Here is a 20,431-nt window from a genome sequence, read left to right on the forward strand (position 1 = left end):
AAGCCGGCCGCCTAGAGCGCCCTTAGGCCGTTGATCACCTCTCGGAGCAGGCTCTCCGTGGCGGTGGTGGCCTCGTCGCGCGGCGGTCGTACCGTGATCAGGCCGTGCTCGAGCAGGTCCCCCATGAGCACCCGCGCGACGGCGACCGGCAGGCCCAGATCCGAGGCGACCTCGGCGACGGGCCTGTTCTGGCCGCTCACGGCGCTCAGCAGCCGCCGGTGCTGGGCGGTGAGCTCGGCCTTGGCCGGGACGGGCGACCCCGTCGAGACGACGGTCGCCAGCAGGTCGAGCCCCGAGGAGGAGGTGGGCCTGGTGCGCCCGCGGGCGACCGCGTACGGCCGTACGACAGGTCCTGCCTCCTCGTCGACCCACTCGTGCTCGCTCACGACTGCGATCCCCCATCCTGATCACTGTCCTGCCGCCCACGCTGCCAGCCCGACTGGAGCGAGGAGAGCAGCGCCCTGGCCTCCTCGGGCGAGCGCTCCGGAGCCGGCGACGCGGGGGGCGGCGCCTGCTTGAGCCGCTGCGGCAGGCCGACCGGCCGGTCCCGCTGCGGCAGGCCGGTCTGCCGGTCGCGCTGCGGCAGGTCCGTCTCCCGCTGCCGCTGGCGGCGGGGCAGCCCCGACTCCTCCTGCTCCTGGCGCAGCTGCTGCGGCAGTTGCTGCGGCTCCTGCTGGGACCGGTGCGGCAGCCCGCTCGGCGCCTGGCCGCCGCCGCGCTTGCTGGTACGGACGCGGCGCGGCAGCTCGCCGGGCCCCGTGGGCTCCGACCGTACGACCGACACGGAGACGGACTCGAACTCGATCGGCTGCACCGGGGCCGGGGCCGGCATGGGCTCGACCAGCGAGCCCGGCAGGAGCACGATGGCGGTGGTGCCGCCGTACGGTGAGGGCTTGAGCGTCACGCGGACGCCGTGCCTGGCCGCCAGCATGGCGACCACCGCGAAGCCGAGCCGCTCCGTCTGCGAGGGGTCGAACTCCGGCGGGCTGGCCAGGCGGTCGTTGATGGCCCTGCGGGTGGCCTCGTCCATGCCCAGGCCGCGGTCCTCGATCTCGACGGCGAAGCCCCTGCCGACGATCTCGCCGCGTACGGAGACCTCGTTGCTGGGCGAGGAGAAGGAGGCGGCGTTCTCGATCAGCTCGGCGAACAGGTGCATCAGGTCGGCCACCGCCGCGCCCGAGACGCCGCACTCGGACATCGGGTAGACGCGGACCCGGGTGTACTCCTCGACCTGGGCCGCCGCGCCGCTCAGCACGTCCTCGATCGGGATGACGCCGCGCCACCTGCGGCCCGCGGAGCCGCCCGACAGCAGCACCAGGCCCTCGGCGTGGCGGCGCATGCGCGTGGTCAGGTGGTCGAGCCTGAACAGCCGCTCCAGGGCCTCCGGCTCCTCCGTCTGGCGCTGCATCTCGTCCAGCATCTTGAGCTGGCGCTGGAGCAGCGACTGGCTGCGCCTGGCGAGGTTACGCAGCGCCTCGGACACGCCCTCGCGCAGCCTGGCCTGCTCGACGGCCGCGTCCACGGCCGTGCCCTGCACGCTGTCGAACGCCGCGGCCAGGTCGCTGACCTCGCTGGTCGCGTTCTTGGCGACCGTGATGGGCGGCGCCTCGGACGCGATGTCCACGCTCTCGCCCTTGCGCAGCTTCGACACGACGCTGGGCAGCCTGATCTCGGCCAGGTCCAGCGCGGTACGGCGCAGCGCCCCCAGCTCCCGGGTGAGCCTGCGGCCGACCCTGATCGAGATGAAGATGGAGAACACGACCGCGATCAGGCCGAGCGCGCCCGCGACGGCGGCCCGCACCACGATGCCCACGCCCGCGGGCTCCATCCTGGCCAGCAGCTTGTCGCCGGTGCGCCAGACGGCCTCTCTGTACTCCTTCTGCACCGCGTCCGCCACGCCCCGCCAGAGCTCGACGTCCACCGGCTGGCCGGAGATGTAGCTCTCCAGCAGGTTCTCCATGGTGGTGTAGCGCGGGGAGTAGAAGAGCTTCTCGAACGGGGCCCGCAGGTCGGTGTCGAGGTTGGCCAGCGCCTTGGGGAACAGGTACTTCCGGGTGCTGTCGAGACCCGCCAGCAGGTGGAGGTCCGACATCATGGTCAGGCGGCCGTTCGCGGCCACGATCAGCGCGTGCTCCCGGCTCAGGATCTCGCGCACCTCGTCGGCGGCGATCAGGCCCTGAGCCTGGAGCGCCAGCTCGAGGTCGGTGCTGACCGTCATCCGGGAGTAGAGCAGGTGGATCTCGTCGGAGATCTTCGCGTACTCGGTGACCAGGGCGCCCGGGGTGAACTTGCGGTCGTCCACCTTGCGGCGGATGTCCGGGATCCGGTCGCTCGCCTCGAACACCGCCTGAAGCTGCGTCTTCATGTCCTGCGAGAGCGCCGACTGCACGTCCTCGCTCATCGCCTGCTCGCGCAGCTTCTTCCTGTTGTTGTCGACCTTGGTCCGGGCCTTGCTCAGCTCGTCAGGAGCCGTGACCCTGCCCGCCAGCTGCTCGGCGGAGGCCAGCCGCTCGGTCTGGAGGTTCCCGATCAGGCCGTCGGCGTTGTTGATGACGCCCGTCCAGATCGTCTCGACCTTGAGCAGGCTGAGCGCCTCTCCCCACGTGGTGCTCGCGGCGAAGCCCCAGAGCGCGATCAGGGAGATCAAGGGGATGACGAGCAGCGTCGAGATCTTGAATCTGATGGATCTGCCCGATGCCATGACACCTGCTCCCGGATAGAAGATCGCGGGAGAGAATAGCACCGAAACGGATGGTTTTAAGATCGACTCGCGATAATTTCGTGATATGCCGGGAAATTCCCGCTTCGTGCGCCGGCCTGACCGGCGCTCGGACGCCACGCCAGCCGGGTCAGCCAGACGGCGAGCACGGCCAGCAAGCTCACCTCGGCCGCGAGCAGCAACCGCTCGACGAGCCCGATCAGCACCCGGTCCCCCGGCATGGCCACGTAGGTGATCGCCAGCAGCCCGAACCCCCCGGCCAGGGTCACCCACTCCACCACCCGTGCCACAGGCCGCCAGCGGCCGTCTGAGCCGAGCCTGGGCACCAGCAGGGCGCCGGCGGCGGGCAGGCTGACGAACGCCGCGACGGACACGTACCGGTGCACCTGCGCCGCCAGATCGAGATCCGCCCCGAGGGGCGTGGTCGGGACCAGGGCCGCCACCACGAGCGCTCCCGACCACACCCCGAGCAACCACTCAGGCATCCCCCGCACCGGCGCTCCCGACGACCGCAGCCCCGCCAGGAGCGCCAGCGACCCGATCCCCAGCACCGCCATGGCGACCTCCGTGACGCCCCCGCGGTCGGACACGGCGTACTCGCTGACGGTGACGTTGAGGGGGTCGAGGTAGGGGTCGGGCCCGAACTGCCCGACCACCACGGCGACCACCGAGATCAGGATGGACGCACAGGCGATCAGGGGGTAGAGCCTCTGCACTGCGGTCATGGGCCCACTCTCCCGCCCGCGGCCCTCTCCCCACATCCGGCGCCACCCCCGAGCCGCCCCTGACCCGACCCTGACTATTGCTGGATGACCGACAGGACGTTTCCCGCCGGGTCCGTGAACCAGGCGATGGGCGGTCCCTCGCGGAGAACGCCCTTGGCGTCCTGCGGGAAGCCCTCGTAGCGCTCGAAGCGCACCCCTCGCGCCGTCAGCTCGTCCACGGCCTTGTCGATGTCCTCGACCGGGAAGTTGAGGATCGTGAACGTGGCCGGGGTGTGCCGCTCCTTCGGGTAGACGAGGATGTCCGTGCCGCCCGTGATGTGCAGGGTGAGCATCCCGTGCTCTTCCGAGACGCGCAGTCCCAGCGTCTCCCCGTAGAACCGCTTCGCCGCCGCGATGTCGTCGACCGCGAACCCGCTGAACGCCTTCGTGTTCTCGAACATGACTGCCTCACATGCCCGCGAGGTGGGCCTCGCTGAGCTGGATGATCTGTACGTAGTTGCCGTCCGGGTCGATCGCGGTGGCGAACAGGCTGCCGTCACGATCCTCGAGCGGTGCCAGCCATGACGCGCCCGCCTGCTCCATGCGGGCCGCGGCGGCGCGGGCGTCGGTCACGTGGAAGTTCAGTATCGCCCTGCCGGGCTCCGGATTCTTGTCGGACACGTCCTCCCGCGTGTCGATGAACAGGTAGAACTCGCCGAACTTGAGCACCCCGTACTGGTTGACGTCGGTGTTCTCCTCCGGGTCCAGCGCGGTGACGTACCAGGTGCGCAGGCGCTCGGGGTCGGTGCTGGCGAGCAGCATCCCGCCCACGAAGGGTCGCTTCATGGCGAACTCCTCACTGATGGTCCGAATCTCTTCCGCAGGGGCAGACCGGGCGAGGCGCGAAAACTCATCGGCGAGCCGGAAAAAAAGAAGCCGCGCCGCGTGCCCAGTTCGGCCTGGGCACGCGGCGCGGGGTTTCGGTCAGCAGCCGGCGGGGAGCTCAGCCGGTCTTGAGCGTGAGGCCGTACGCGCTCAGGGCCTCATTGACGGGCTGGTAGTACGTCGTACCGCCGCTGGAGCAGTTGCCCGAGCCGCCCGACGTCATGCCCTGGGCCTGGCTGCCCGAGATGAACGAGCCGCCCGAGTCGCCCGGCTCGGCGCACACGTTGGTGCGGGTCAGGCCGCTGACAGTGCCCTGCGAGTACCTGACCGTGGTGTTGTGCTGCTGGATGGTGCCGCAGTGCCAGCCGGTGGTCGAACCGGAGCGGCAGATGGACGAGCCGACCGCGGCCTGGGTGGAGCCGCGGACGATCACGTTCGCGCCGCCGGAGCCGCGCACCCACGGCTGCGGGGTGTTGCCGGGGGCGGCGACCCAGGCGTAGTCGTTGCCCGGGAAGGACGCGCCCTGGAAGGTGCCCGTCGGGTTGCTGGTCGTGCTGCCGGCCAGGCGGCAGTGCCCGGCGGTGACGAAGCCCGGCGTGCTGCCCTTGGTGACGGAGAAGCCGACGCTGCAGCGGCTGGAGCCGATGTAGTACGGGGCGCCGCCGATGATGTTGATGAGCGGCATGGGCCGCTCGCCGGTCGCCGACACGCTGACCACGCCGCGATCCACGCCCGCGGCCGCGGCCAGGGCCTCAGCGGCCTCGACGGTGGGCGCCTGGATGGAGACGCTGTTGGTCTTCACGTCCACGTACCAGAGCGCGGCGGCGGCCTTGACGCGCCTCGAGGCCCGGTCGAGCTGCTGCATGATCGTGTCGAGCTGGGCGAGCGACCGCGCGACCACGACCGGCTGCGCGCCGTGCGACTCGATCGTGGCGGTGGCGCCGGGGTCCGTGGTGGCGACCAGGAGCTTGGAGGCGTCGTCGTTCAGCCAGGCGCCGCCGTATGACGCGCCGAGCTGGGCGGTCAGGGTGGCATCCGTGGCCGCGGCGCGTTCCTCGTTGGCCAGCCGGGTGAGCACCTGCTGCTCGGAGAGGCCGAGGTCCCGCTCAAGCGCGTCGACCACGGAAGGCGGAGGGGTCGGGGAGGCGGATTGAGGTGCCTGGTCAGCTGCTGCGGGGCTGATGGGGGTGGCCAGGCAGGCGGCGAGGATGACGCCGCTCACCAACGCACAGCGTTTGCCCAACATGTGCACTCCTCGGGTGGGGGTGCTGTCAAGCTAACGTTTGGTACGGCTCCTGCCAGCATGCCAAAGAGCCTCTATTTCGGTGTTATGGGGGCTTTTCGGACAGGGAGTGGACCGCCGATTTACCGCCTTAAAGGTGATCGGCGGGACAGGTCGGTAGGGTCGCGTGGCTGGAGGTGTTCTCTGTGCGTAATGGTGTTCGTCACCTGCTCGGCGCCGGCGCGGGACTGCTGGCCACTCCACTGATCGCGGCCGGTTTCATCCTCGGTTTCGAGCGCTATGGCGGCACGGCGCGCATGACCGTCGACTGGGGCATGATGGCCGTGTTCATCGGCACCTTGCTCCTGATCGGGGTCCTCGCGGGGTCGAGGATCTCGCCGCTCGCCTCCCTGCTGCCGGGCCTCGCCTTCACCGGATTCATCGGGGCCGCCCTGCTGCGCATCGCCCTGGGCGGTGACCAGCGGATGGGATTCGACCAGGTGCCGAGCGAGTTTCTCGAGGGCTACATGTCCCTGCTCTACAGCTGGTCGCTGCCCACGGGGTGCATCCTGCTCGCCGCCTCCGCCTTCCCCTCACGCTGGCGGAGCGCCAGGACCGGCCCGCCGCCGCCCCCACCGGAGGAGACCCCGAAGCCGCCGCCCCTGCCCAAGAGGATCCCGTCCCGCCGCCCGGAACGATCACAGCCGCTAATGTAACAGCACTGTTAGATCGGAAGGGTGAGCACATGCATGCGTACGACAAGGGGATGCTCGACGTCGGCGACGGCAACCTCGTGTACTGGGAGGTGGCGGGCAATCCGGCGGGCAAGCCGGCCGTGGTCGTGCACGGCGGGCCGGGGGCGTGGCGGGCTGGGGCACGTGCCCGGCGTGCTGGTGCACGGGCGGCTGGACGTGAGCACGCCGCTGGAGACGGCGTGGCAGCTGTCGCGGGCGTGGCCCGGCTGCGAGCTGATCGTGCTCGACGGCGCCGGCCACGGCCCGGGGCTGGGCGAGACGCTCGTGGCCGTGGTCCGCAGGATGGCCGGGCGGGCCTAGCCTTCCGCGGCGGGGTCCACGTGCGCGCGACCTGAGCTACGCTGCGGGACGTGGCGCTGGCAGTGGGTGTGGTGGTCCGATACCGCAAGGCGGTGACGTACGGCGTGCACGCGCTGCTCGCCGCCCTGGAGAGCGCCGGGGTCGAGCACGAGCTGAGGCTCGGGACCACTCCCGAGGAGACCGCCGAGCACATCACGGCCTGCCAGGCCGACCGGGTGCTCGTGCTGTGGTCGTTCTACTCGCCGGACGCGGAGGCCATGGCCGCCGAGCTGGCCACGGTCAGAGCGCTGAGCGGCACGTCGCAGGCCATGTCCGGCTCCCCGAAGGTGCTGCACATCGCCGGTGGCGTGCACGCCACGGCCGAGCCGCAGCAGGTGATCGACGCGGGCTGGGACCTGGCGGGGATCGGCGAGGGCGAGTCCACGATCATCTCCCTCGTCCGGGCCCTCCAGCGGGACGAGCCGCTCACCTCGGTCCCGGGGCTGGCGATCAAGGACGGTGACGGCGTCGCGCTGCGCACCAGGCCGGCGCCGCAGCTCCCGCTCGACGCGTTCCCCTCGTTCCTGGGCAGGAAGGGGCCGATCGAGATCACCCGCGGCTGCCGCTACACGTGCCAGTAGTGCACTGGACTACCCCCTATTTAGGATCCTGTTTCTTCGGCTTGGACACGTACTTGGTCAGGCATGTGTTGACTACGTCTGAGACGGTGGCCCCCTCCTCCTTGGCCTTGGCTTTGGCCGCGTTCCAGAGCCCGTCAGGCACGCGAACAGTCTTGTTCGGCGTCTTGCCGGTCGCCGGCCGTCCCTTCTTACTTTCTGCCATGGCACGATCGTAGGGCAACCTGCGGTTTCTCCCTTGACGATCTCAGAGGGCCATGCATATTCTTCCGAACGCCGACGCCGTTGCCGAGGCGTTAGCAGCGCTCGCCCGACGCGACGGCCAGCCGAACACCGCCGAGGCCCTCAGGGCCGGGCACGCCGCCGTCCGCTCGATCGATGAGGCACTGCGCAGCCTTCACCAGGCCCGCCAGGCGCTCGTGGGCGAGCTGGTCGCCGAGCAGAGAAGGATGATCTGACATGGGCGCCGAGGCTGCCCAGGTGGTCGTACCGCTGACGCTCCGGCGGACCGAAGCGCAGGAGCTCGCGGCGGCCGTGCGTGGCCTGCTGACCGCCTCGCAGCGTGTGCTGAATGGTGGCCGACGCCTGGACGCCGATGAGGTTAAGGCCGTTCGCAGGCTGGCCACGCGAGCGATGATGGTCACCTACCACGCCGAGGAGCACCAGTACGCCGACGTGATCGACCTCGCCGCCGAGCGCCGCCGCCGTAGGCGTTGACCAATTGTCCGAGGCCGGACAATTGGACGCCCCGTCACCCCTCTTAGAGCCTGCTGACAAAGGGATTTGGTGTCGGGGCTCGGGTCACAAGAGTGCCGGAATGTGGTCATGGTTGGGCTATTGACTGGTGAACGGGAGCGGGCCAGGCGAGCCTTGATGTTGCCTCGGCGTATCGACCGGCCAGCGGCACAGACCGCCACCGCCCGGTACCGGCTGCGCAACCACGCCGTTTGGACGGCCGGATCCAGTCCCCGCGCGAACAGCGGCCACGTACCGTTCAAACGCTTGGCCTTGGCGAACACGGCCACCAAGTGGACGTCCGGCCCAGCGGGCTGCCCGGCCGGCCGCTCCTGCCCGGCTGCGAGCACGATGGTCTCGCTCACGGTCATCTCGGCTTCCCCGGACATGGAGACCACCACACCCTCATCGATGCACGATCACAGCGGACGGGCTCCCCGAACTGAGCCGCGGTCCTTGGCGGAGCCACGCACCTCGACGGTACAAATCAGAACCCCGCCAGCACGTGGTCGAGACCGGATCGTGTCGGTCGGCTCTCCGCTTCGAAAGTGCCTCCAGCCGCCGGTATGTCCGGCCCAGTCGCGGCACCGCCGACGTGTCGACCTTAGGTCTCATTCCGACACCCCACCGAAGATCCCACAAGAGCTCTCACTCCCGCCGACGCGTTGTCAACTCCTCGAAAGCATGCACGGTGCGCTGGGCGAAATCGAGTAGCGTCGCGAGCTGGTCGTCGTCGTAATGGGCGAGCACCTCGCGCATGCTGGTGAAGAGCGGCGTGTACAGCTCGATGGCCTGTTGTGCACGATCCGGCACAGCCGTGACGAGATAGCGCCGCCGATCGGTCTTCGATGGCTCACGCCGCGCGAAGCCCGCCCGCTCCATCCGATCGATGACGGATGTGATCGCGCTCGGTGTCAGGTGCAGGGCGGCCGCTAGCTCGCGCGGCGCGTGCGGCCGTTGCAGCAGCAGGAACAGGCCCTTCAAATCGGTCGCGGTGATGCCGAGCTGAGAGGCGATCTGCTCGGCGTGGATCGTGCCGAGAGCCGCAGCATGCTGCTGGAGGCCCATCAGCGCTACAACCGGGTCCGTTGCACTTGTCATACGATCATCGTACTATCCAGACATCAAATGTTCGACCATCGTATGGAGTATGGACATGAAGGACTTGGTGTTCGGCGGCGCGGCCGGCAAGGGCCTGGCCCACCTGCGGAACCTCGACACTGTGGCCGATCCGAGCGTCACGCGGCGTGACGGCCACTGGTGGATGGTTATGGGTGGCATGCAGGCCGAGGAGAAGGTCATTCACCTGTACACCGCCCAATCGCCCGAGCTAAGCGCGGGCTGGCAGATCTCCACGAGTCCGGACGATCCGCACCAGGCGGCAAGGCTGACAGGACCGCCGCCGAGCGGCGCCTGGGACGCCACCGGTTACCATTGCCCGTCCTACGTCCGGGGTCGCGACGCCGACGGCAACGTGGTCGAGCGGATCTACTACGCCAGTTCTACGGCCTGGGAGAGCCTCTACGGCCCGTACCAGATCGGCTTCCTGCAATGGGACGGCACCCGCTGGGCGCGTCATCCCGAGCCGGTCTTCACCGCGAGCGAATCATGGGAACGCGGCACCGTTCTCGAGCCGAACGTGCTCTATCACGAGGGCTCCTGGATGCTGCGCTACACGGCCGGGCTCGCCGCCGACGGGCGCCCGTCGGTGGGGTGGGCCGAAAGCGCCGACGGCGTCAGCGGCTGGCGGCGGCGCGGGCAGCCGGAAGAGGACCGCTTCGACGCACTTGTCACTCGGGACGGCGAGGGCTTCGCCCTGGTCACCTCCCGCCACCCACTCGATTCGGTCTTCACCCCCGAGCACGGCCTGTGGAGAGCACGGGGCGACAGCCCCCACGGACCGTGGAAGCCAGCGCGGCAAATCGTACGAACCATCGACGGGACAGCATGGCACGACGCAGGAGTGTGGAAGCCGACAGCCGTCGCCGATGGCGGCCGACTCGCCGTGTTCTTCACGGTCGCCCAGCGCTCGGACAACCCTTATGTTCCAGCCTTGGGCGTGGGTGGCATCGTCCTCAGCGAAGCGCACGCGTGAGGTCACCGTGTTGCTGGCGAGGGCTCCTGCTTGAACCACGGCAGCTGCAGGGCCCGGCGGGCCGGGGTGCGCAGCGCGTGGACGCTCGCGGTGACCTCCCTGAGCGGGGAGAGCGCGAACCTGATCGAGGTCACGTCGTAGGCGGTGAACGTCAGCGTGAGCATGTCCGGGTCCCTCTGGATTCGGCTGCCGCCGAATGTATCGCGGACGGCTCTGACCTGGCCACATCATGAGGAACCAGGAAATCTTCCTCAGGAGTTCTCCATGGTCATGACCACTCTCGCACCGCCGCGTCCGCCGATCGTCACCGGGGCGTTCCTGCCGCGGGTCTGGTGGCGCATGACAGGCGACCCGCCTGCCCGTCTCGAGCCGGATCGGCATCCCCGGCCGCGATTCCTCTCCGGGTGATGGCTGGTCTTCAGTTCATCAGCACCAACCGTGGCGGCCCGGATGGCTCGACACGGGTCGATGACCGCGGCCGGACACCACGCCCGACGACGTAACCAGACGACGTAACCAACGGAGGCAGCAATGCGTAAGATCGTCGAATCCACCCTCGTGTCTCTTGACGGAGTAATCGGAGACCCGCACGTCTGGGCCAATGACTATTTCGACGGTGAAGCTCGGGCGTACGCGCTGGAACGGCTCCTGGCGAGCGACGGGATGTTGATGGGCAGGCGGACGTACGAGATCTTCGCGTCCGCATGGCCCGCGCAGACCGGTGAATACGCCGACCGGGTCAACAGTATTCCCAAGTACGTCTTTTCATCCACGTTGGAAAATGCCGACTGGAACAATTCGACCATCATCAGGGGTGATGTCCCAGCCGAGGTGGACAAGCTCAAACGGCAGGACGGCCGCGACCTCGTCATGTACGGCCATGGCCCTCTCGGGCAGACGCTGCTGGAGCACCACCTGCTCGACGAACTCCATTTCTGGGTCCACCCACTCTTCGTGGGCCACGGTACGCGGCTGTCGCGAGACGGGCAAGAAACAGCGCTGCGACTTGTCACGACAAAGACTCTCAGAACAGGTGTCGTCGTTCTTTCGTATGAGCCGGCGGGGATCTGACACAAGCAACCCGGCGGTCCGAGGGATCGGTTCGCCGATGGTGCATGCTCGTGACCGCGGCTGTCCACAGCGACAGCAGCGTCCGGAGACACGCAACGAAACAAATCTGACTACATGAAATGAGGCGGACATGAACGAGCTTGCAGGCAAGGTCGCTCTGGTGACCGGGGGCAGCCGTGGCATCGGATCGGCGATCGTCCAGCGGCTGGCGCGGGACGGAGCCGCGGTAGCGCTCACCTACACCAGCACCGCGGACAAGGCGCAGGCCGTCGCCGACCAGATCGAAGCAAACGGCGGACGAGCCCTGGTCATCAAGGCGGACAACGCGGACGCCGACGCGGTCACGAACGCGGTCGAGCAGACCGTACGGGAACTCGGTCGCATCGACATCCTGGTCAACAACGCGATGGTTATCTAGGGTCGGAGGACCCTTCCAGCAGGTCAGAGGCAGATGATCTCTTCTTTCACGTAAGCCAAGTTGACCGAGCTCAGCCCGGACCTCCGTCATGTGCAGCGCTCGTCGAGATGTCCACCGCGGACTTCGTCGGCCCGATCACGACCGGCGCCACCACGAACTTCATCACCGCCCGCGCCGCCGCCCGCCACATGATCAGGCAAGGGTCAGGGGTGATACTCGCGATCAACAGCGGCTCGGCCTTCGGCAGCCCGCTGATGGGCGCCACCGGCCCCGCCGACGCCCTGCTCGACACCTTCATCCGCAACCTGGCTGTCGAGATCGGGCCGCACGGCGTGCGCGCGTTGGGCATCTGGACCTCCGGCGTCGAGGACGCCGTCTCCCCTGCCAAGCTCACCGCCGTCAACCCAGCACCCCAGGTGGACGAGGCCACCTTCCGCGGCGTGCTGGACCACCTGTCCAGCGTGCGCGCACTGCGCCGCTCACCCCGCGTGGCACAGGTCGCCGCCACCGCCGCGTTCCTGGCCTCCGACCACGCCGCCGCGATCACCGGCACGTTCGTCAACGTCACCAGCGGCACCTTCCCCAGCTGAGCACCCGCACCACGATGAACTCGCCACACAGCCAAGACGTCATCTTCCACACCCTCGCCGCCCAGCCCGTCGCCCGCGTACGGCACACCGTCGCCGTGGTCCAGCTCCAGCACTCCCTAGCCGACGGCCTGACCGCGCTGTGGCGCTACCTGCTCGAGCACGACGTGCAGCCGGACGGGCCTCCGTACGTGCGCTACCACTCCTTCGACGAGCTCGAAACCGACATCGAGATCGGCGTACCCACCCAGACGCCGGCCCTGCACGACCGGCAGATAAGCACCGGCCACCTGCCCGCCGGACCCGCCATAGGCACCTGGCACCCCGGGGCGCACGACCGCCTGGCCGATGCCTACGGCCGGCTGCAAACCTGGACGGACGCATCCACATACGAACCACACGGCGGCGCATGGGAGATCTACACCTGGATCGACCTCACCCAACAACCCGACCCGTCCAACTGGCCGGCCCCCTCCACCTGGCACACCCAGCTCATCCAGCCCCTCGTGACAAGGCAGGAGCGCTTGCCAACACCCGCTTGAACGACCGCAGTGCCGCTCAAGTCGCGATGGGCGACGGGCGTGCGCAGCCGCCCGCGCGAGCAGCAACACAGCTACGAGCCGGGCCCCGCGCACCGCGCGGAGCCCTGGTCGCGTCCGGCCTCAGCATCCCTCATCGTGGTCAGTCCTGTTCGTCGCCTTCGGCACTCGCGTCGCGCCGTGGCCGCAGGTTCCCCGGCGGCTCCGGCCGGGTGAGCGGGTCTGCCTGTCTACCTTGCCGCCGACACCGACCGCCTTGTCCGCTTTGGCCTCGCCTACTGCTCGGCCAGTGCGGCGAGCAGTACGCTGCGGTCGGGGAAGCGGCGGTAGAGCGTGCCGACGCCAACGCCGGCCCGGCTGGCGATCAGCCATCGACGGCCTCGACCGCGTCGTGGCGGCCGAGCCTGACGCGTGGGCGGCCGTTCGCGCCTTCGTCCTCTACAGCGTGGAAAAGGGTCGCGGCGCCATCGAAGCCGCACTGGCCGGGACCTCCGCGCCGCAGGCGAGGCAGGCACTGGTGCGGCGGCTCGACGAGTTGGTACGGCAGGCGCAGGCGGACGGTGCGATGCGTTCAGATGTCGGCACCGGCGACCTCATGGAACTGCTCAACGTGTTCGCCTGCCATCCGGGCGTCATCCCGGAGCGCTTCCTGTCTCTCATACTCGACGGCCTCGCCCGTCGACCTTAAAACGCAAGTGCAAAGGACTACCCGCGATTCGAACAGCTCAGTGCGGTCAAGAGGGTGTCGAGGTCTTGCGCCCCAACCTGATCATCGACACCCTCCCTTCATACCCAGGCATCAACCCCTGCCATCGGAGTTACTCATCTAGATCACATGGCGGCATCCCGAACTCTGATGACACAGGTCGTTACGTGGTGGCGCGCCGCGCGTACACCTCGATCTCGATCTTCATCCGAGGGTCGGAAAGGCCGCACATGAGCATCGAGGCGGCAGGCCGGACCTCGCCGAAGTATCGGCGCAGAACCGGCCAGCAGGGCTCGAAGTCGGCCCGGTCCGGCAGCATGTACCGTACCCGCACGACGTCGGCGAAACTGCATCCCGCCTCGGCCAGCGCAGCCGCGATGTTGCGCAAGCATTGCTCAGCCTGCTCCACCACGTTGTCTGAAATCGTCATGGTGGTGTAGTCGAACCCGGTCGTCCCCGACACGTGAACCCAATCGCCGTCAACCACGGCGCGGGCATAGCCGATCTGCTCCTCAAACGTCGAGCCGCTGAGGATCGCACGTCGCTCCGTCATGCGCCGAACACTAAGAGACCAGCACATATACGTCCAATACACCCATAGGCATCGCCTGATATCTCTAGGCGTATGGAGCGCCCCGAACTACCCTTGCCGCAGCTGCACGCCTTCGTCGTGCTCGCCGAGGAACTCCACTTCGGCCACGCCGCCGTCCGCCTGGGTATCGCCCAGCCGCCACTGAGCCAGCAGATCCGCCGCCTGGAAGACAAAGTCGGCCACGCGTTGTTCAGCCGCGAACCAGGACGCATCGCCCTCACCCCAGCCGGTCACGAACTGCTGCCCGCAGCCCGGCGGGCCCTCACCGACCTCGCGGACGGCCTGGCGGCAGCCCGGGCCGTGGGCAGCGGCCGGGCCGGCCGCCTGCGGATCGGCTTCGCCGCCTCCCTGGCCTTGACCGTCCTGCCCGGACTGCTGCGCACCTTCCGGGAACGCTTCCCCGACGTTCACCTGGACATCCGTGAGATGACCACAGCGCCGCAGATCGCCGCCCTGCACGATAAGACCATCGACATCGGCCTGCTGCGAGAGCCCTCCACCGACGACGAGACCGAACTCAGCTTCAAAACCGTACTTGCTGAGCCCTTCGTGGCCGTCCTACCGTCCGGGCACCCTTTGGCGACCCAGCGCACGGTCCGCCTCGCGCAATTGGCGGACTCTCCCTTCGTGCTCCTGCCCCGCACCGCCGGCCCACAGCTTCACGATCAGATCACCAACCTGTGCATCGCAGCCGGCTTCACGCCGCGCGTGGCCCAGCACGCGGTGGAGTGGCAGACCGTTTGCGCCCTGGTGGAAGTCGGCCTGGGGGTCTCCCTTGCCCCGGCTGGCATCCGGCGCATCCGCCTCAAAGGCGTCGCCTTCCGCAGGATTGAGCCCGATACCGTTCGCACACAAATCGCCGTCGCCTGGCGGAAGAACGACCACACCCCCTTGGTCGCAAGCTTTCTGGCGGCCATCAGCCAAGATCAGCCGGACAGGCCACCATGACACACCGACCTTGCGGATCACCAGTCCATGATCGTGATGGGGGCTTAAAGACATCCCTTAGAAGGCACCAACCCAGTGGAGAACGAACGTCGCCAGTGGCTGTAACGAGAGCACCACCTGGACTCGCTGACCTGCGGCCTACAAGCGTGGGACCGTGGTCATCGGCGTCGCGGCCGATGAGAAGCGGGGCGAAGGCCTCGGTGACGCAGGCCTCGCTGGAGGCGAGTGAGGATCCGGTGACAGTCCACACCTCCGGCGCCTCGCATGGTTGGGCCGTAGGGTGGAGTGTCCGGTTTCGGCTCGTTCTCGCGATCCAGGGTAGGCCACCTCGTCCGGCGACCGGGTCCGATCGGCCAGGTCGCCGAGCATCGTCCGTGCTTCCCGCAGCCCACCGACCGCCCTGGCCATCCCCGCCACCAGCACGTGCCCACCTCCTCGGCTCCCCCACCGACGAGCGTGGCGAGGGAGCCAGTGTGCAGGCATGCGCTTCCGTCGAGCGGCACGCTCCCCACGAGCCGCCAGCCGAACCCGAAGTCGTAGGTCGCTGATCCATCCCCGCCGATCCTGGGGATGGCGAGGTTGGTCGCCTGCGTGCCGCGTAGTTCGTCGGTGCGGCACCCGTGCCGGGTGAGATGGTCGCGCAGAAAATCGCCGAACATGTCCTCGTGGACCTCGCTGACGTACCTGGTCGGTCGGCCGAGGCCGGCGAGCGTGACCGCGACGTTGAGCGGGCTGCCTCCCGGGACCGCGGTGAACGCCAGTCCCCCGGCGAGCCGCTCAGGTCGGCGATGCTTTCGCCGATCACGAGAAAGGTCATGTGTCCTCCTGTATGAGGACGCCACACCGTGGGCTGGACCTTCGGCGGGTGACGGAATCGGTCGTGTGTGGGGCTGTGAAATCCGGAGTAGCCTCGGCACCGTGGCGCGCACGGGTACCGCTGAGGGCAAGGAAGCCCGCGGCAGGGAAAAGCTGTTGAACCGGATCGTCGAGTACATGTTGAGAAACGGATCCGCGGCCGCGACACTGCGCGAGCTCGCCAAAGCGGCGGGGTCGAACAACCGCATGCTGCTGTACTACTTCGGATCGACAGAGAACCTGGTCAAGGAAGCTCTCGACGCGGCGCTGCTGCAGTATCCGTCGATGAAGGATCTCGATCGGCACATCAGCCGTCTGGACATCCCGCTGGATGAGCGGCTGCGGGAGACCTGGCGAGCCGTATGCCGGGAGGAGAACCTGCCCTACCTGAGATTGCTGTTCGAATCCGTCGGGCTGGCGGTGCACCAGCCTGACCGCATCCCCGGTCTCCTGCGGCATTTCGGCCACGACTGGATCGGCACGGCGAGCGCGGCCCTGGAGAAGGACGGCCTGGCACCCGGTGACGCGAATCTGCTGGCCAGAGAGATCATCGCACTGTGGCGTGGTCTGCAGTTGGACCTCCTCGCCACCGGTGACGTGGACGGGGTCACGGCCGTGCATGATCGGGCGACTGTCGCGATCTCCCGGCGGGCCGAATCACTGCGTGCCCACGAAAGCGCCGGCGAGAACGCGCTCGACGCCGTCCACGACGACATCGCGGACATCGGAGGGGCGCGCGGAATAGGCCAGGGCTGACCACACGTCCTGGCAGCCGGCGAAGTGCGGCCGCGAGAGGTCGACCACCTGCAGCGTGGCGCGTTTGCCGGTCTCGAGCGTGCCGATTTCCCCGTCCAGCCGCAGCGCTCTCGCACCGTGGACGGTGGCCAGTTCCACAGCCTCCCGTGCCGTGATCAGCCGCGGGTCGCCGGATATTCCCTTGTGCAGGGTGGCGGCCAGCCTGACAACCGACCAGACGTCGAGTCCGTTGCTGCTGGCGGCGCTGTCGGTGCCGAGGGCCACTGTCACGCCTGCCGCGAGAAGCCTGCCCGCAGGAGCCACGCCGCAGGCCAACTTGAGGTTCGACCACGGGCAGTGCGCGACGGAGGTACCCGTGGCGGCCAGGGTCTCGATGTCGGCGTCGTCGATGACGACCGCGTGCGCCACCACCGTACCCGCCCCCAGCAGGCCGGTCTGCTCCAGCACTTGGATGGGTGAGGCGCCGTGCGCTTGGCGGACGTCGGCCACCTCCTTGGGGCTCTCGCTTGCGTGCACGTGGACGCGGCAGGCGTATCGCTCAGCGAGTGCGGCGACGTCCTGGAGTTGGCGTCGGCTCAGGGCGTAGGTGCTGTGCGGCATGAGTACAGGGGCCGCGGTCGCACCCGGCGGGTGGGCGGCCAACCTGGCTTCGGCATCCTGAAGGATCTCCTCGAACGAGCGCGGGTCGGGGTTGGCGAAGTTGGCGAATGTGGGGCCGGTGACGATCCGCAGCCCGTACGGCGCGGCCGCGGCCACCGTCTCCTCATCGAACCAGTACATGTCCAGCGCGGCGGTGGTTCCGGCCAGGATGGACTCGGCCGAGGCTGACGCGGCGCCGTGACGGACGGTGTCGCGGGTGAGGACTTTGGCCTCCTCAGTGGTGAGGCGGGAGACGAACTCGTCCAGCGTCACGTCGTCGGCGATCCCGCGGAACTGGGCCATCGCCAGGTGGCTGTGGGCGTTGACCATTCCGGGCAGGACCGCGCAGCCGGTCGCGTCGATCTCGCGAGCCGCCTTGTAGGGAGGCTGCCCGGCGTCGGGGCCCACAACGGCGATCCGGCCATCACGGACACCGAGGAAGCCGTCATCGAACGTGGCGTTCCCGGCGTTCATGGTCAGGACGTGCCCATGACGGATCACCAGGTCGAACTCGGGTGCTTCGTGGCTCAAACTATGGGTCCTATCAAAAATTCGAGGCTTCCGCCCGGAGGGTCCGAGGCGCTAGATTGAATCAAATGGTTCACTTTGCTGAGTGGTAAGTCAACCCTCCATGCCAGCATCGGACCCTCAGTACGGCGCGCCCTTCGTGCCCAGAACGCGTGTGGACGCACGGCCCGAGCTCACTGTCCGTCCACGGCAGGAGAAACACATGCGTAACGGATTGCAGTGGCTCAGCGCCTGGCCAGGATTGCGCTTACTACGCGACACCGGCCACAGCCGACAGGTGGAGGCGCGTTGCCTCGCCCCCAAGGGATCGGGCGGAAGCTTCCGGTGAGCCTTCGAACTGTGGATGCGTCCGCGGCCATGCTTGAACGCGGACATGGGTCCCCGGTGCTGCCGGCGCTTGGCGTGGCGTTCGGGCTGCGTGCCGAGGATGGGCCTCAGCCGTTCCGGCCGGTCGTCACGTGCACGGAGGTCATCGGCCGGTGGTGCAGGGACAGCCAGCCCCGCACCACCGGGGAAGAATCTTGCCGCGGCGTCGAAGACCTGCGGATCGCGTCAGCGCCACCGCCTGACTTCAGTTGGTCAACCTGCTGTCGGGCTCTGCGGACCTACGTTCGCATGAACCCGTGGCTCGGCTCCACTCTCGCCACGTGCAGCGTGTAGCTCTGGTACCACTCGGCCCACCCGCGGTTCTGCGCCGCTCGGTGCTCGGCGTTATTTCGCCACTCCGTGAGGGCGTCGGCGTCGCGGAAGTAGCCGACGGTGACGGCCAGCCCGCCAGGCGCCTGCGCATGGTCCATCCCCAGGAACCAGGGACGTCCGTCACCAGGTCTTCCACTCGTGCGTGGTCTCGCCGAAACCGCCCTGCTCCTGGGATCGCACCGCAGTGAAGACAGCCACGTAGTAGGGGGTTCGTATGCCTCGACGGGCGTGACAGGCGCTTCGGAGTGATTGCTCATGGCGCCACTGCACGGTGGAACGTACGGCAAAATGAACTATTCGGTTCAAAATAGTCCGGGAATCTCATCGACATGGACACCGGCGCGGACCCGTGCCTTGCGGGCGGTCTGGCGCAGGGGGCCCAGACGGTTTCTCCCGGACGCCGACGTCGCGGCGGGCGATCAGCTGGTCGATCCCGGCCTTGGGCCGGGCAGAGGTCTGCCTGTCCGGCGCTATATCAATTCGGCGGCCGGAGCCAATGAACACCCCGGCCCGACCGAGATCGCAGGCGACGCAGGCGTCTCACTCAGAATATCCTAAATAGGATATTGACTTGGATATTGTAACGTGGTGTTCTCGTGAGAACCAGATTGAGGCCGGTTTCTTCACGGTCGCGGCACGAGGAGCAACATGACCACACCCACCAACAGCAGCCAGGCAGGGCTGCGCCCGGACCTGAAGAACCGGCACGTCACGATGATCGCGATGGGCGGCATCATCGGAGCTGGCCTCTTCGTCGGGTCCGGCGCCGTCCTCTCTTCGACCGGGCCGAGCTCGTTCCTGACCTATTTCCTGTCCGGCCTGATCGTCGTGTGTGCTATGCGGATGCTCGGCGAGATGGCCGTCGCCCACCCCTCCACCGGATCGTTCGTCGAGTACTCGCGCAAGGCCCTGGGCGACTGGGCGGGCTTCTCCTCCGGGTGGCTGTACTGGTACGTCTGGGTGATCGTCGTCGGATTCGAGGCGGTCGCGGGCGCGGGGATCCTGCAGTACTGGATCGACCTGCCGCTGTGGGTGCTGAGCCTGATCCTGTTGGCCGGCCTGACGCTCTCCAACCTGACCTCGGTCAGGTCCTTCGGCGAGTTCGAGTTCTGGTTCGCCGGCATCAAGGTCGTGGCCATCCTGGCCTTCATCGCGCTCGGCGCGGCATTCGTCCTCGGCCTGTGGCCCGGGCGCTCCCTGGACTTCGGCAACTTGACCGCGCACGGAGGGTTCTTCCCGAACGGGCCGCAGGCGATGTTGTCGACGGTCGTCGTGGTGATGTTCGCGATGATGGGACCCGAGATAGCCACCATCGCCGCGGCGGAGTCAAAGGACCCGGCCCGGTCGGTCAGCAAGGCGACCAACTCGGTGATCCTGCGGATCATCACCTTCTACGTTGGCTCCGTCTTCCTGCTGGCCGTCATCGTGCCGTGGTCGTCGGTCAAGTCAGGCCAGTCTCCGTTCGTCGCGGCCATGAACGTCATGGGCATCCCCGGCGCCGACAGCGTCATGAACGGCCTGATCCTGGTCGCCGTGCTGTCCTGCCTCAACTCCGCCATCTTCACCGCCTCTCGCATGCTGTTCGTGCTGGCCGGCAAGAACGAGGCGCCGGCGGCGCTGGTGAAGGTCAACAAGCGGGGGGTGCCCGCGCCCGCGATCCTGGCCTCTACGTTGGTCGGGTTCCTGTCCGTGATCGCCGCCGCGGTCTCGCCCGACACCGTGTTCCTGTTCCTGCTCAACTCCTCCGGCGCACTCATCCTGTTCGTGTACCTGCTCATGTGCGTCTCGCAGATCGTGCTCCGGATGCGCAACCCCAAGGCCGACCTTCCGCTGAGGATGTGGCTGTTCCCGTGGCTGTCCCTGCTGACCACCGCGGCGATCGTGGCCGTTCTGGTCCTGCTGGGCGTACGGGAGGACACCCGTTCCCAGCTCTGGCTCGGACTGGGGACATGGGCGCTCACCCTCGTCGTGTTCGGCATCCGCCGAGTGCGCACCTCAAGGGCCGGGCGACCAGTCGGCGCGCGACAGGACGAACTCGCCGGATCATGAAAACCGGGCGGC

The 20,431-nt window shown here is 68.2% G+C and carries 28 protein-coding genes and 1 pseudogene; 15 read left to right on the forward strand and 14 right to left on the reverse strand.

All coding sequences use genetic code 11. From position 1 onward, the window contains the following. Window positions 1-11: 11 nt before the first annotated feature. The 6 genes from AB0H84_RS03885 to AB0H84_RS03910 form a co-directional block, all read right to left on the reverse strand. Window positions 12-386, reverse strand: a complete 375-nt coding sequence (locus AB0H84_RS03885) for a DUF742 domain-containing protein (RefSeq protein ID WP_357597673.1) — start codon at window positions 384-386, stop codon at window positions 12-14. After that, complete coding sequence (locus AB0H84_RS03890; protein WP_357597676.1) at window positions 383-2,701, reverse strand: nitrate- and nitrite sensing domain-containing protein; 2,319 nt, start codon at window positions 2,699-2,701, stop codon at window positions 383-385. The genes AB0H84_RS03885 and AB0H84_RS03890 overlap by 4 nt, the downstream gene beginning before the upstream one ends. Window positions 2,702-2,757: 56 nt before the next feature. Next, on the reverse strand, window positions 2,758-3,444 hold the full coding sequence (locus AB0H84_RS03895; RefSeq protein ID WP_357597679.1) for a DUF998 domain-containing protein: 687 nt from the start codon (window positions 3,442-3,444) through the stop codon (window positions 2,758-2,760). A gap of 74 nt (window positions 3,445-3,518) precedes the next feature. Next, window positions 3,519-3,884, reverse strand: coding sequence for a VOC family protein (locus tag AB0H84_RS03900; RefSeq protein ID WP_357597681.1), 366 nt, complete (start codon window positions 3,882-3,884; stop codon window positions 3,519-3,521). Window positions 3,885-3,891: 7 nt separating this feature from the next. Then, a complete protein-coding gene (locus tag AB0H84_RS03905; protein WP_357597682.1) occupies window positions 3,892-4,269 on the reverse strand; it encodes a VOC family protein in 378 nt (125 codons plus the stop codon). Between the two features lie 157 nt (window positions 4,270-4,426). After that, window positions 4,427-5,554, reverse strand: a complete 1,128-nt coding sequence (locus AB0H84_RS03910; RefSeq protein WP_357597685.1) for a S1 family peptidase — start codon at window positions 5,552-5,554, stop codon at window positions 4,427-4,429. Between the two features lie 182 nt (window positions 5,555-5,736). On the opposite strand from AB0H84_RS03910, the gene AB0H84_RS03915 reads away from it, so the two are divergent. The 4 genes and pseudogenes from AB0H84_RS03915 to AB0H84_RS03930 all read left to right on the forward strand — a co-directional run bounded on the left by AB0H84_RS03915 (window position 5,737) and on the right by AB0H84_RS03930 (window position 7,205). Next, complete coding sequence (locus AB0H84_RS03915) at window positions 5,737-6,246, forward strand: hypothetical protein (RefSeq protein ID WP_357597688.1); 510 nt, start codon at window positions 5,737-5,739, stop codon at window positions 6,244-6,246. Between the two features lie 29 nt (window positions 6,247-6,275). Further along, a pseudogene (locus AB0H84_RS03920) lies at window positions 6,276-6,389 on the forward strand (prolyl aminopeptidase); the annotation flags it as partial. A 19-nt stretch (window positions 6,390-6,408) separates the two neighbouring features. Next, the gene (locus AB0H84_RS03925; RefSeq protein ID WP_357597924.1) at window positions 6,409-6,585 is read left to right on the forward strand and encodes a hypothetical protein; all 177 of its coding nucleotides are present in this window, start codon (window positions 6,409-6,411) and stop codon (window positions 6,583-6,585) included. 50 nt (window positions 6,586-6,635) lie between these two features. Next, window positions 6,636-7,205, forward strand: coding sequence for a cobalamin-dependent protein (locus tag AB0H84_RS03930; protein WP_357597691.1), 570 nt, complete (start codon window positions 6,636-6,638; stop codon window positions 7,203-7,205). A 16-nt stretch (window positions 7,206-7,221) separates the two neighbouring features. Here AB0H84_RS03930 and AB0H84_RS03935 read toward each other — a convergent pair whose 3' ends face one another. Continuing rightward, a complete protein-coding gene (locus AB0H84_RS03935; protein ID WP_357597693.1) occupies window positions 7,222-7,407 on the reverse strand; it encodes a hypothetical protein in 186 nt (61 codons plus the stop codon). 52 nt (window positions 7,408-7,459) lie between these two features. Here AB0H84_RS03935 and AB0H84_RS03940 point away from each other — a divergent pair, with 52 nt between their 5' ends. Both AB0H84_RS03940 and AB0H84_RS03945 read left to right on the forward strand, forming a co-directional pair. Continuing rightward, on the forward strand, window positions 7,460-7,660 hold the full coding sequence (locus AB0H84_RS03940) for a hypothetical protein (protein WP_357597695.1): 201 nt from the start codon (window positions 7,460-7,462) through the stop codon (window positions 7,658-7,660). Window position 7,661: 1 nt separating this feature from the next. Next, window positions 7,662-7,919 carry a hypothetical protein gene (locus AB0H84_RS03945; protein WP_357597698.1) on the forward strand — a complete coding sequence of 86 codons (258 nt, stop codon included), beginning with the start codon at window positions 7,662-7,664 and terminating at the stop codon, window positions 7,917-7,919. A 666-nt stretch (window positions 7,920-8,585) separates the two neighbouring features. Here the strand turns inward: AB0H84_RS03945 and AB0H84_RS03950 are convergent. Beyond that, window positions 8,586-9,038, reverse strand: coding sequence for a MarR family transcriptional regulator (locus tag AB0H84_RS03950; RefSeq protein WP_357597700.1), 453 nt, complete (start codon window positions 9,036-9,038; stop codon window positions 8,586-8,588). A gap of 49 nt (window positions 9,039-9,087) precedes the next feature. Between AB0H84_RS03950 and AB0H84_RS03955 the strand changes: the two genes are divergently transcribed. Further along, a complete protein-coding gene (locus AB0H84_RS03955) occupies window positions 9,088-10,032 on the forward strand; it encodes a hypothetical protein (RefSeq protein WP_357597703.1) in 945 nt (314 codons plus the stop codon). Between the two features lie 2 nt (window positions 10,033-10,034). Here the strand turns inward: AB0H84_RS03955 and AB0H84_RS03960 are convergent, their stop codons facing one another. Then, the gene (locus AB0H84_RS03960; RefSeq protein WP_357597705.1) at window positions 10,035-10,196 is read right to left on the reverse strand and encodes a hypothetical protein; all 162 of its coding nucleotides are present in this window, start codon (window positions 10,194-10,196) and stop codon (window positions 10,035-10,037) included. Between the two features lie 367 nt (window positions 10,197-10,563). Here AB0H84_RS03960 and AB0H84_RS03965 point away from each other — a divergent pair, with 367 nt between their 5' ends. From AB0H84_RS03965 to AB0H84_RS03980, 4 genes are all read left to right on the forward strand, one after another. Beyond that, window positions 10,564-11,103, forward strand: coding sequence for a dihydrofolate reductase family protein (locus AB0H84_RS03965; RefSeq protein ID WP_357597708.1), 540 nt, complete (start codon window positions 10,564-10,566; stop codon window positions 11,101-11,103). A gap of 130 nt (window positions 11,104-11,233) precedes the next feature. Beyond that, window positions 11,234-11,521, forward strand: a complete 288-nt coding sequence (locus tag AB0H84_RS03970) for an SDR family NAD(P)-dependent oxidoreductase (RefSeq protein ID WP_357597711.1) — start codon at window positions 11,234-11,236, stop codon at window positions 11,519-11,521. Between the two features lie 107 nt (window positions 11,522-11,628). Next, window positions 11,629-12,111 carry an SDR family oxidoreductase gene (locus AB0H84_RS03975; protein WP_357597713.1) on the forward strand — a complete coding sequence of 161 codons (483 nt, stop codon included), beginning with the start codon at window positions 11,629-11,631 and terminating at the stop codon, window positions 12,109-12,111. Between the two features lie 14 nt (window positions 12,112-12,125). Continuing rightward, the gene (locus tag AB0H84_RS03980; protein ID WP_357597716.1) at window positions 12,126-12,650 is read left to right on the forward strand and encodes a GyrI-like domain-containing protein; all 525 of its coding nucleotides are present in this window, start codon (window positions 12,126-12,128) and stop codon (window positions 12,648-12,650) included. A gap of 272 nt (window positions 12,651-12,922) precedes the next feature. Here AB0H84_RS03980 and AB0H84_RS03985 read toward each other — a convergent pair whose 3' ends face one another. After that, window positions 12,923-13,126 carry a TetR family transcriptional regulator gene (locus AB0H84_RS03985; RefSeq protein ID WP_357597719.1) on the reverse strand — a complete coding sequence of 68 codons (204 nt, stop codon included), beginning with the start codon at window positions 13,124-13,126 and terminating at the stop codon, window positions 12,923-12,925. Between AB0H84_RS03985 and AB0H84_RS03990 the strand changes: the two genes are divergently transcribed. Next, the gene (locus tag AB0H84_RS03990) at window positions 13,039-13,335 is read left to right on the forward strand and encodes a hypothetical protein (RefSeq protein WP_357597722.1); all 297 of its coding nucleotides are present in this window, start codon (window positions 13,039-13,041) and stop codon (window positions 13,333-13,335) included. The genes AB0H84_RS03985 and AB0H84_RS03990 overlap by 88 nt on opposite strands. A 181-nt stretch (window positions 13,336-13,516) precedes the next feature. Here the strand turns inward: AB0H84_RS03990 and AB0H84_RS03995 are convergent, their stop codons facing one another. Continuing rightward, a complete protein-coding gene (locus tag AB0H84_RS03995; protein WP_357597724.1) occupies window positions 13,517-13,906 on the reverse strand; it encodes a RidA family protein in 390 nt (129 codons plus the stop codon). Between the two features lie 72 nt (window positions 13,907-13,978). Between AB0H84_RS03995 and AB0H84_RS04000 the strand changes: the two genes are divergently transcribed. Continuing rightward, window positions 13,979-14,893 carry a LysR family transcriptional regulator gene (locus AB0H84_RS04000; RefSeq protein WP_357597727.1) on the forward strand — a complete coding sequence of 305 codons (915 nt, stop codon included), beginning with the start codon at window positions 13,979-13,981 and terminating at the stop codon, window positions 14,891-14,893. Between the two features lie 158 nt (window positions 14,894-15,051). On the opposite strand, the gene AB0H84_RS04005 is transcribed toward AB0H84_RS04000, so the two are convergent. After that, window positions 15,052-15,888, reverse strand: a complete 837-nt coding sequence (locus AB0H84_RS04005; RefSeq protein ID WP_357597730.1) for a PfkB family carbohydrate kinase — start codon at window positions 15,886-15,888, stop codon at window positions 15,052-15,054. Between AB0H84_RS04005 and AB0H84_RS04010 the strand changes: the two genes are divergently transcribed. Beyond that, the gene (locus AB0H84_RS04010) at window positions 15,812-16,504 is read left to right on the forward strand and encodes a TetR/AcrR family transcriptional regulator (protein ID WP_357597733.1); all 693 of its coding nucleotides are present in this window, start codon (window positions 15,812-15,814) and stop codon (window positions 16,502-16,504) included. The two genes, AB0H84_RS04005 and AB0H84_RS04010, sit on opposite strands and share 77 nt — an antisense overlap. On the opposite strand, the gene AB0H84_RS04015 is transcribed toward AB0H84_RS04010, so the two are convergent. Continuing rightward, the gene (locus AB0H84_RS04015; RefSeq protein ID WP_357597736.1) at window positions 16,406-17,674 is read right to left on the reverse strand and encodes an amidohydrolase; all 1,269 of its coding nucleotides are present in this window, start codon (window positions 17,672-17,674) and stop codon (window positions 16,406-16,408) included. The genes AB0H84_RS04010 and AB0H84_RS04015 overlap by 99 nt on opposite strands. Before the next feature lie 602 nt (window positions 17,675-18,276). Further along, window positions 18,277-18,468 carry a hypothetical protein gene (locus tag AB0H84_RS04020; RefSeq protein ID WP_357597739.1) on the reverse strand — a complete coding sequence of 64 codons (192 nt, stop codon included), beginning with the start codon at window positions 18,466-18,468 and terminating at the stop codon, window positions 18,277-18,279. 550 nt (window positions 18,469-19,018) lie between these two features. Between AB0H84_RS04020 and AB0H84_RS04025 the strand changes: the two genes are divergently transcribed. After that, window positions 19,019-20,419, forward strand: coding sequence for an amino acid permease (locus AB0H84_RS04025; RefSeq protein ID WP_357597742.1), 1,401 nt, complete (start codon window positions 19,019-19,021; stop codon window positions 20,417-20,419). Window positions 20,420-20,431 lie beyond the last annotated feature (12 nt).

This window comes from Nonomuraea sp. NPDC050786 (assembly GCF_040654115.1).
Taxonomy (GTDB): Bacteria; Actinomycetota; Actinomycetes; order Streptosporangiales; family Streptosporangiaceae; genus Nonomuraea.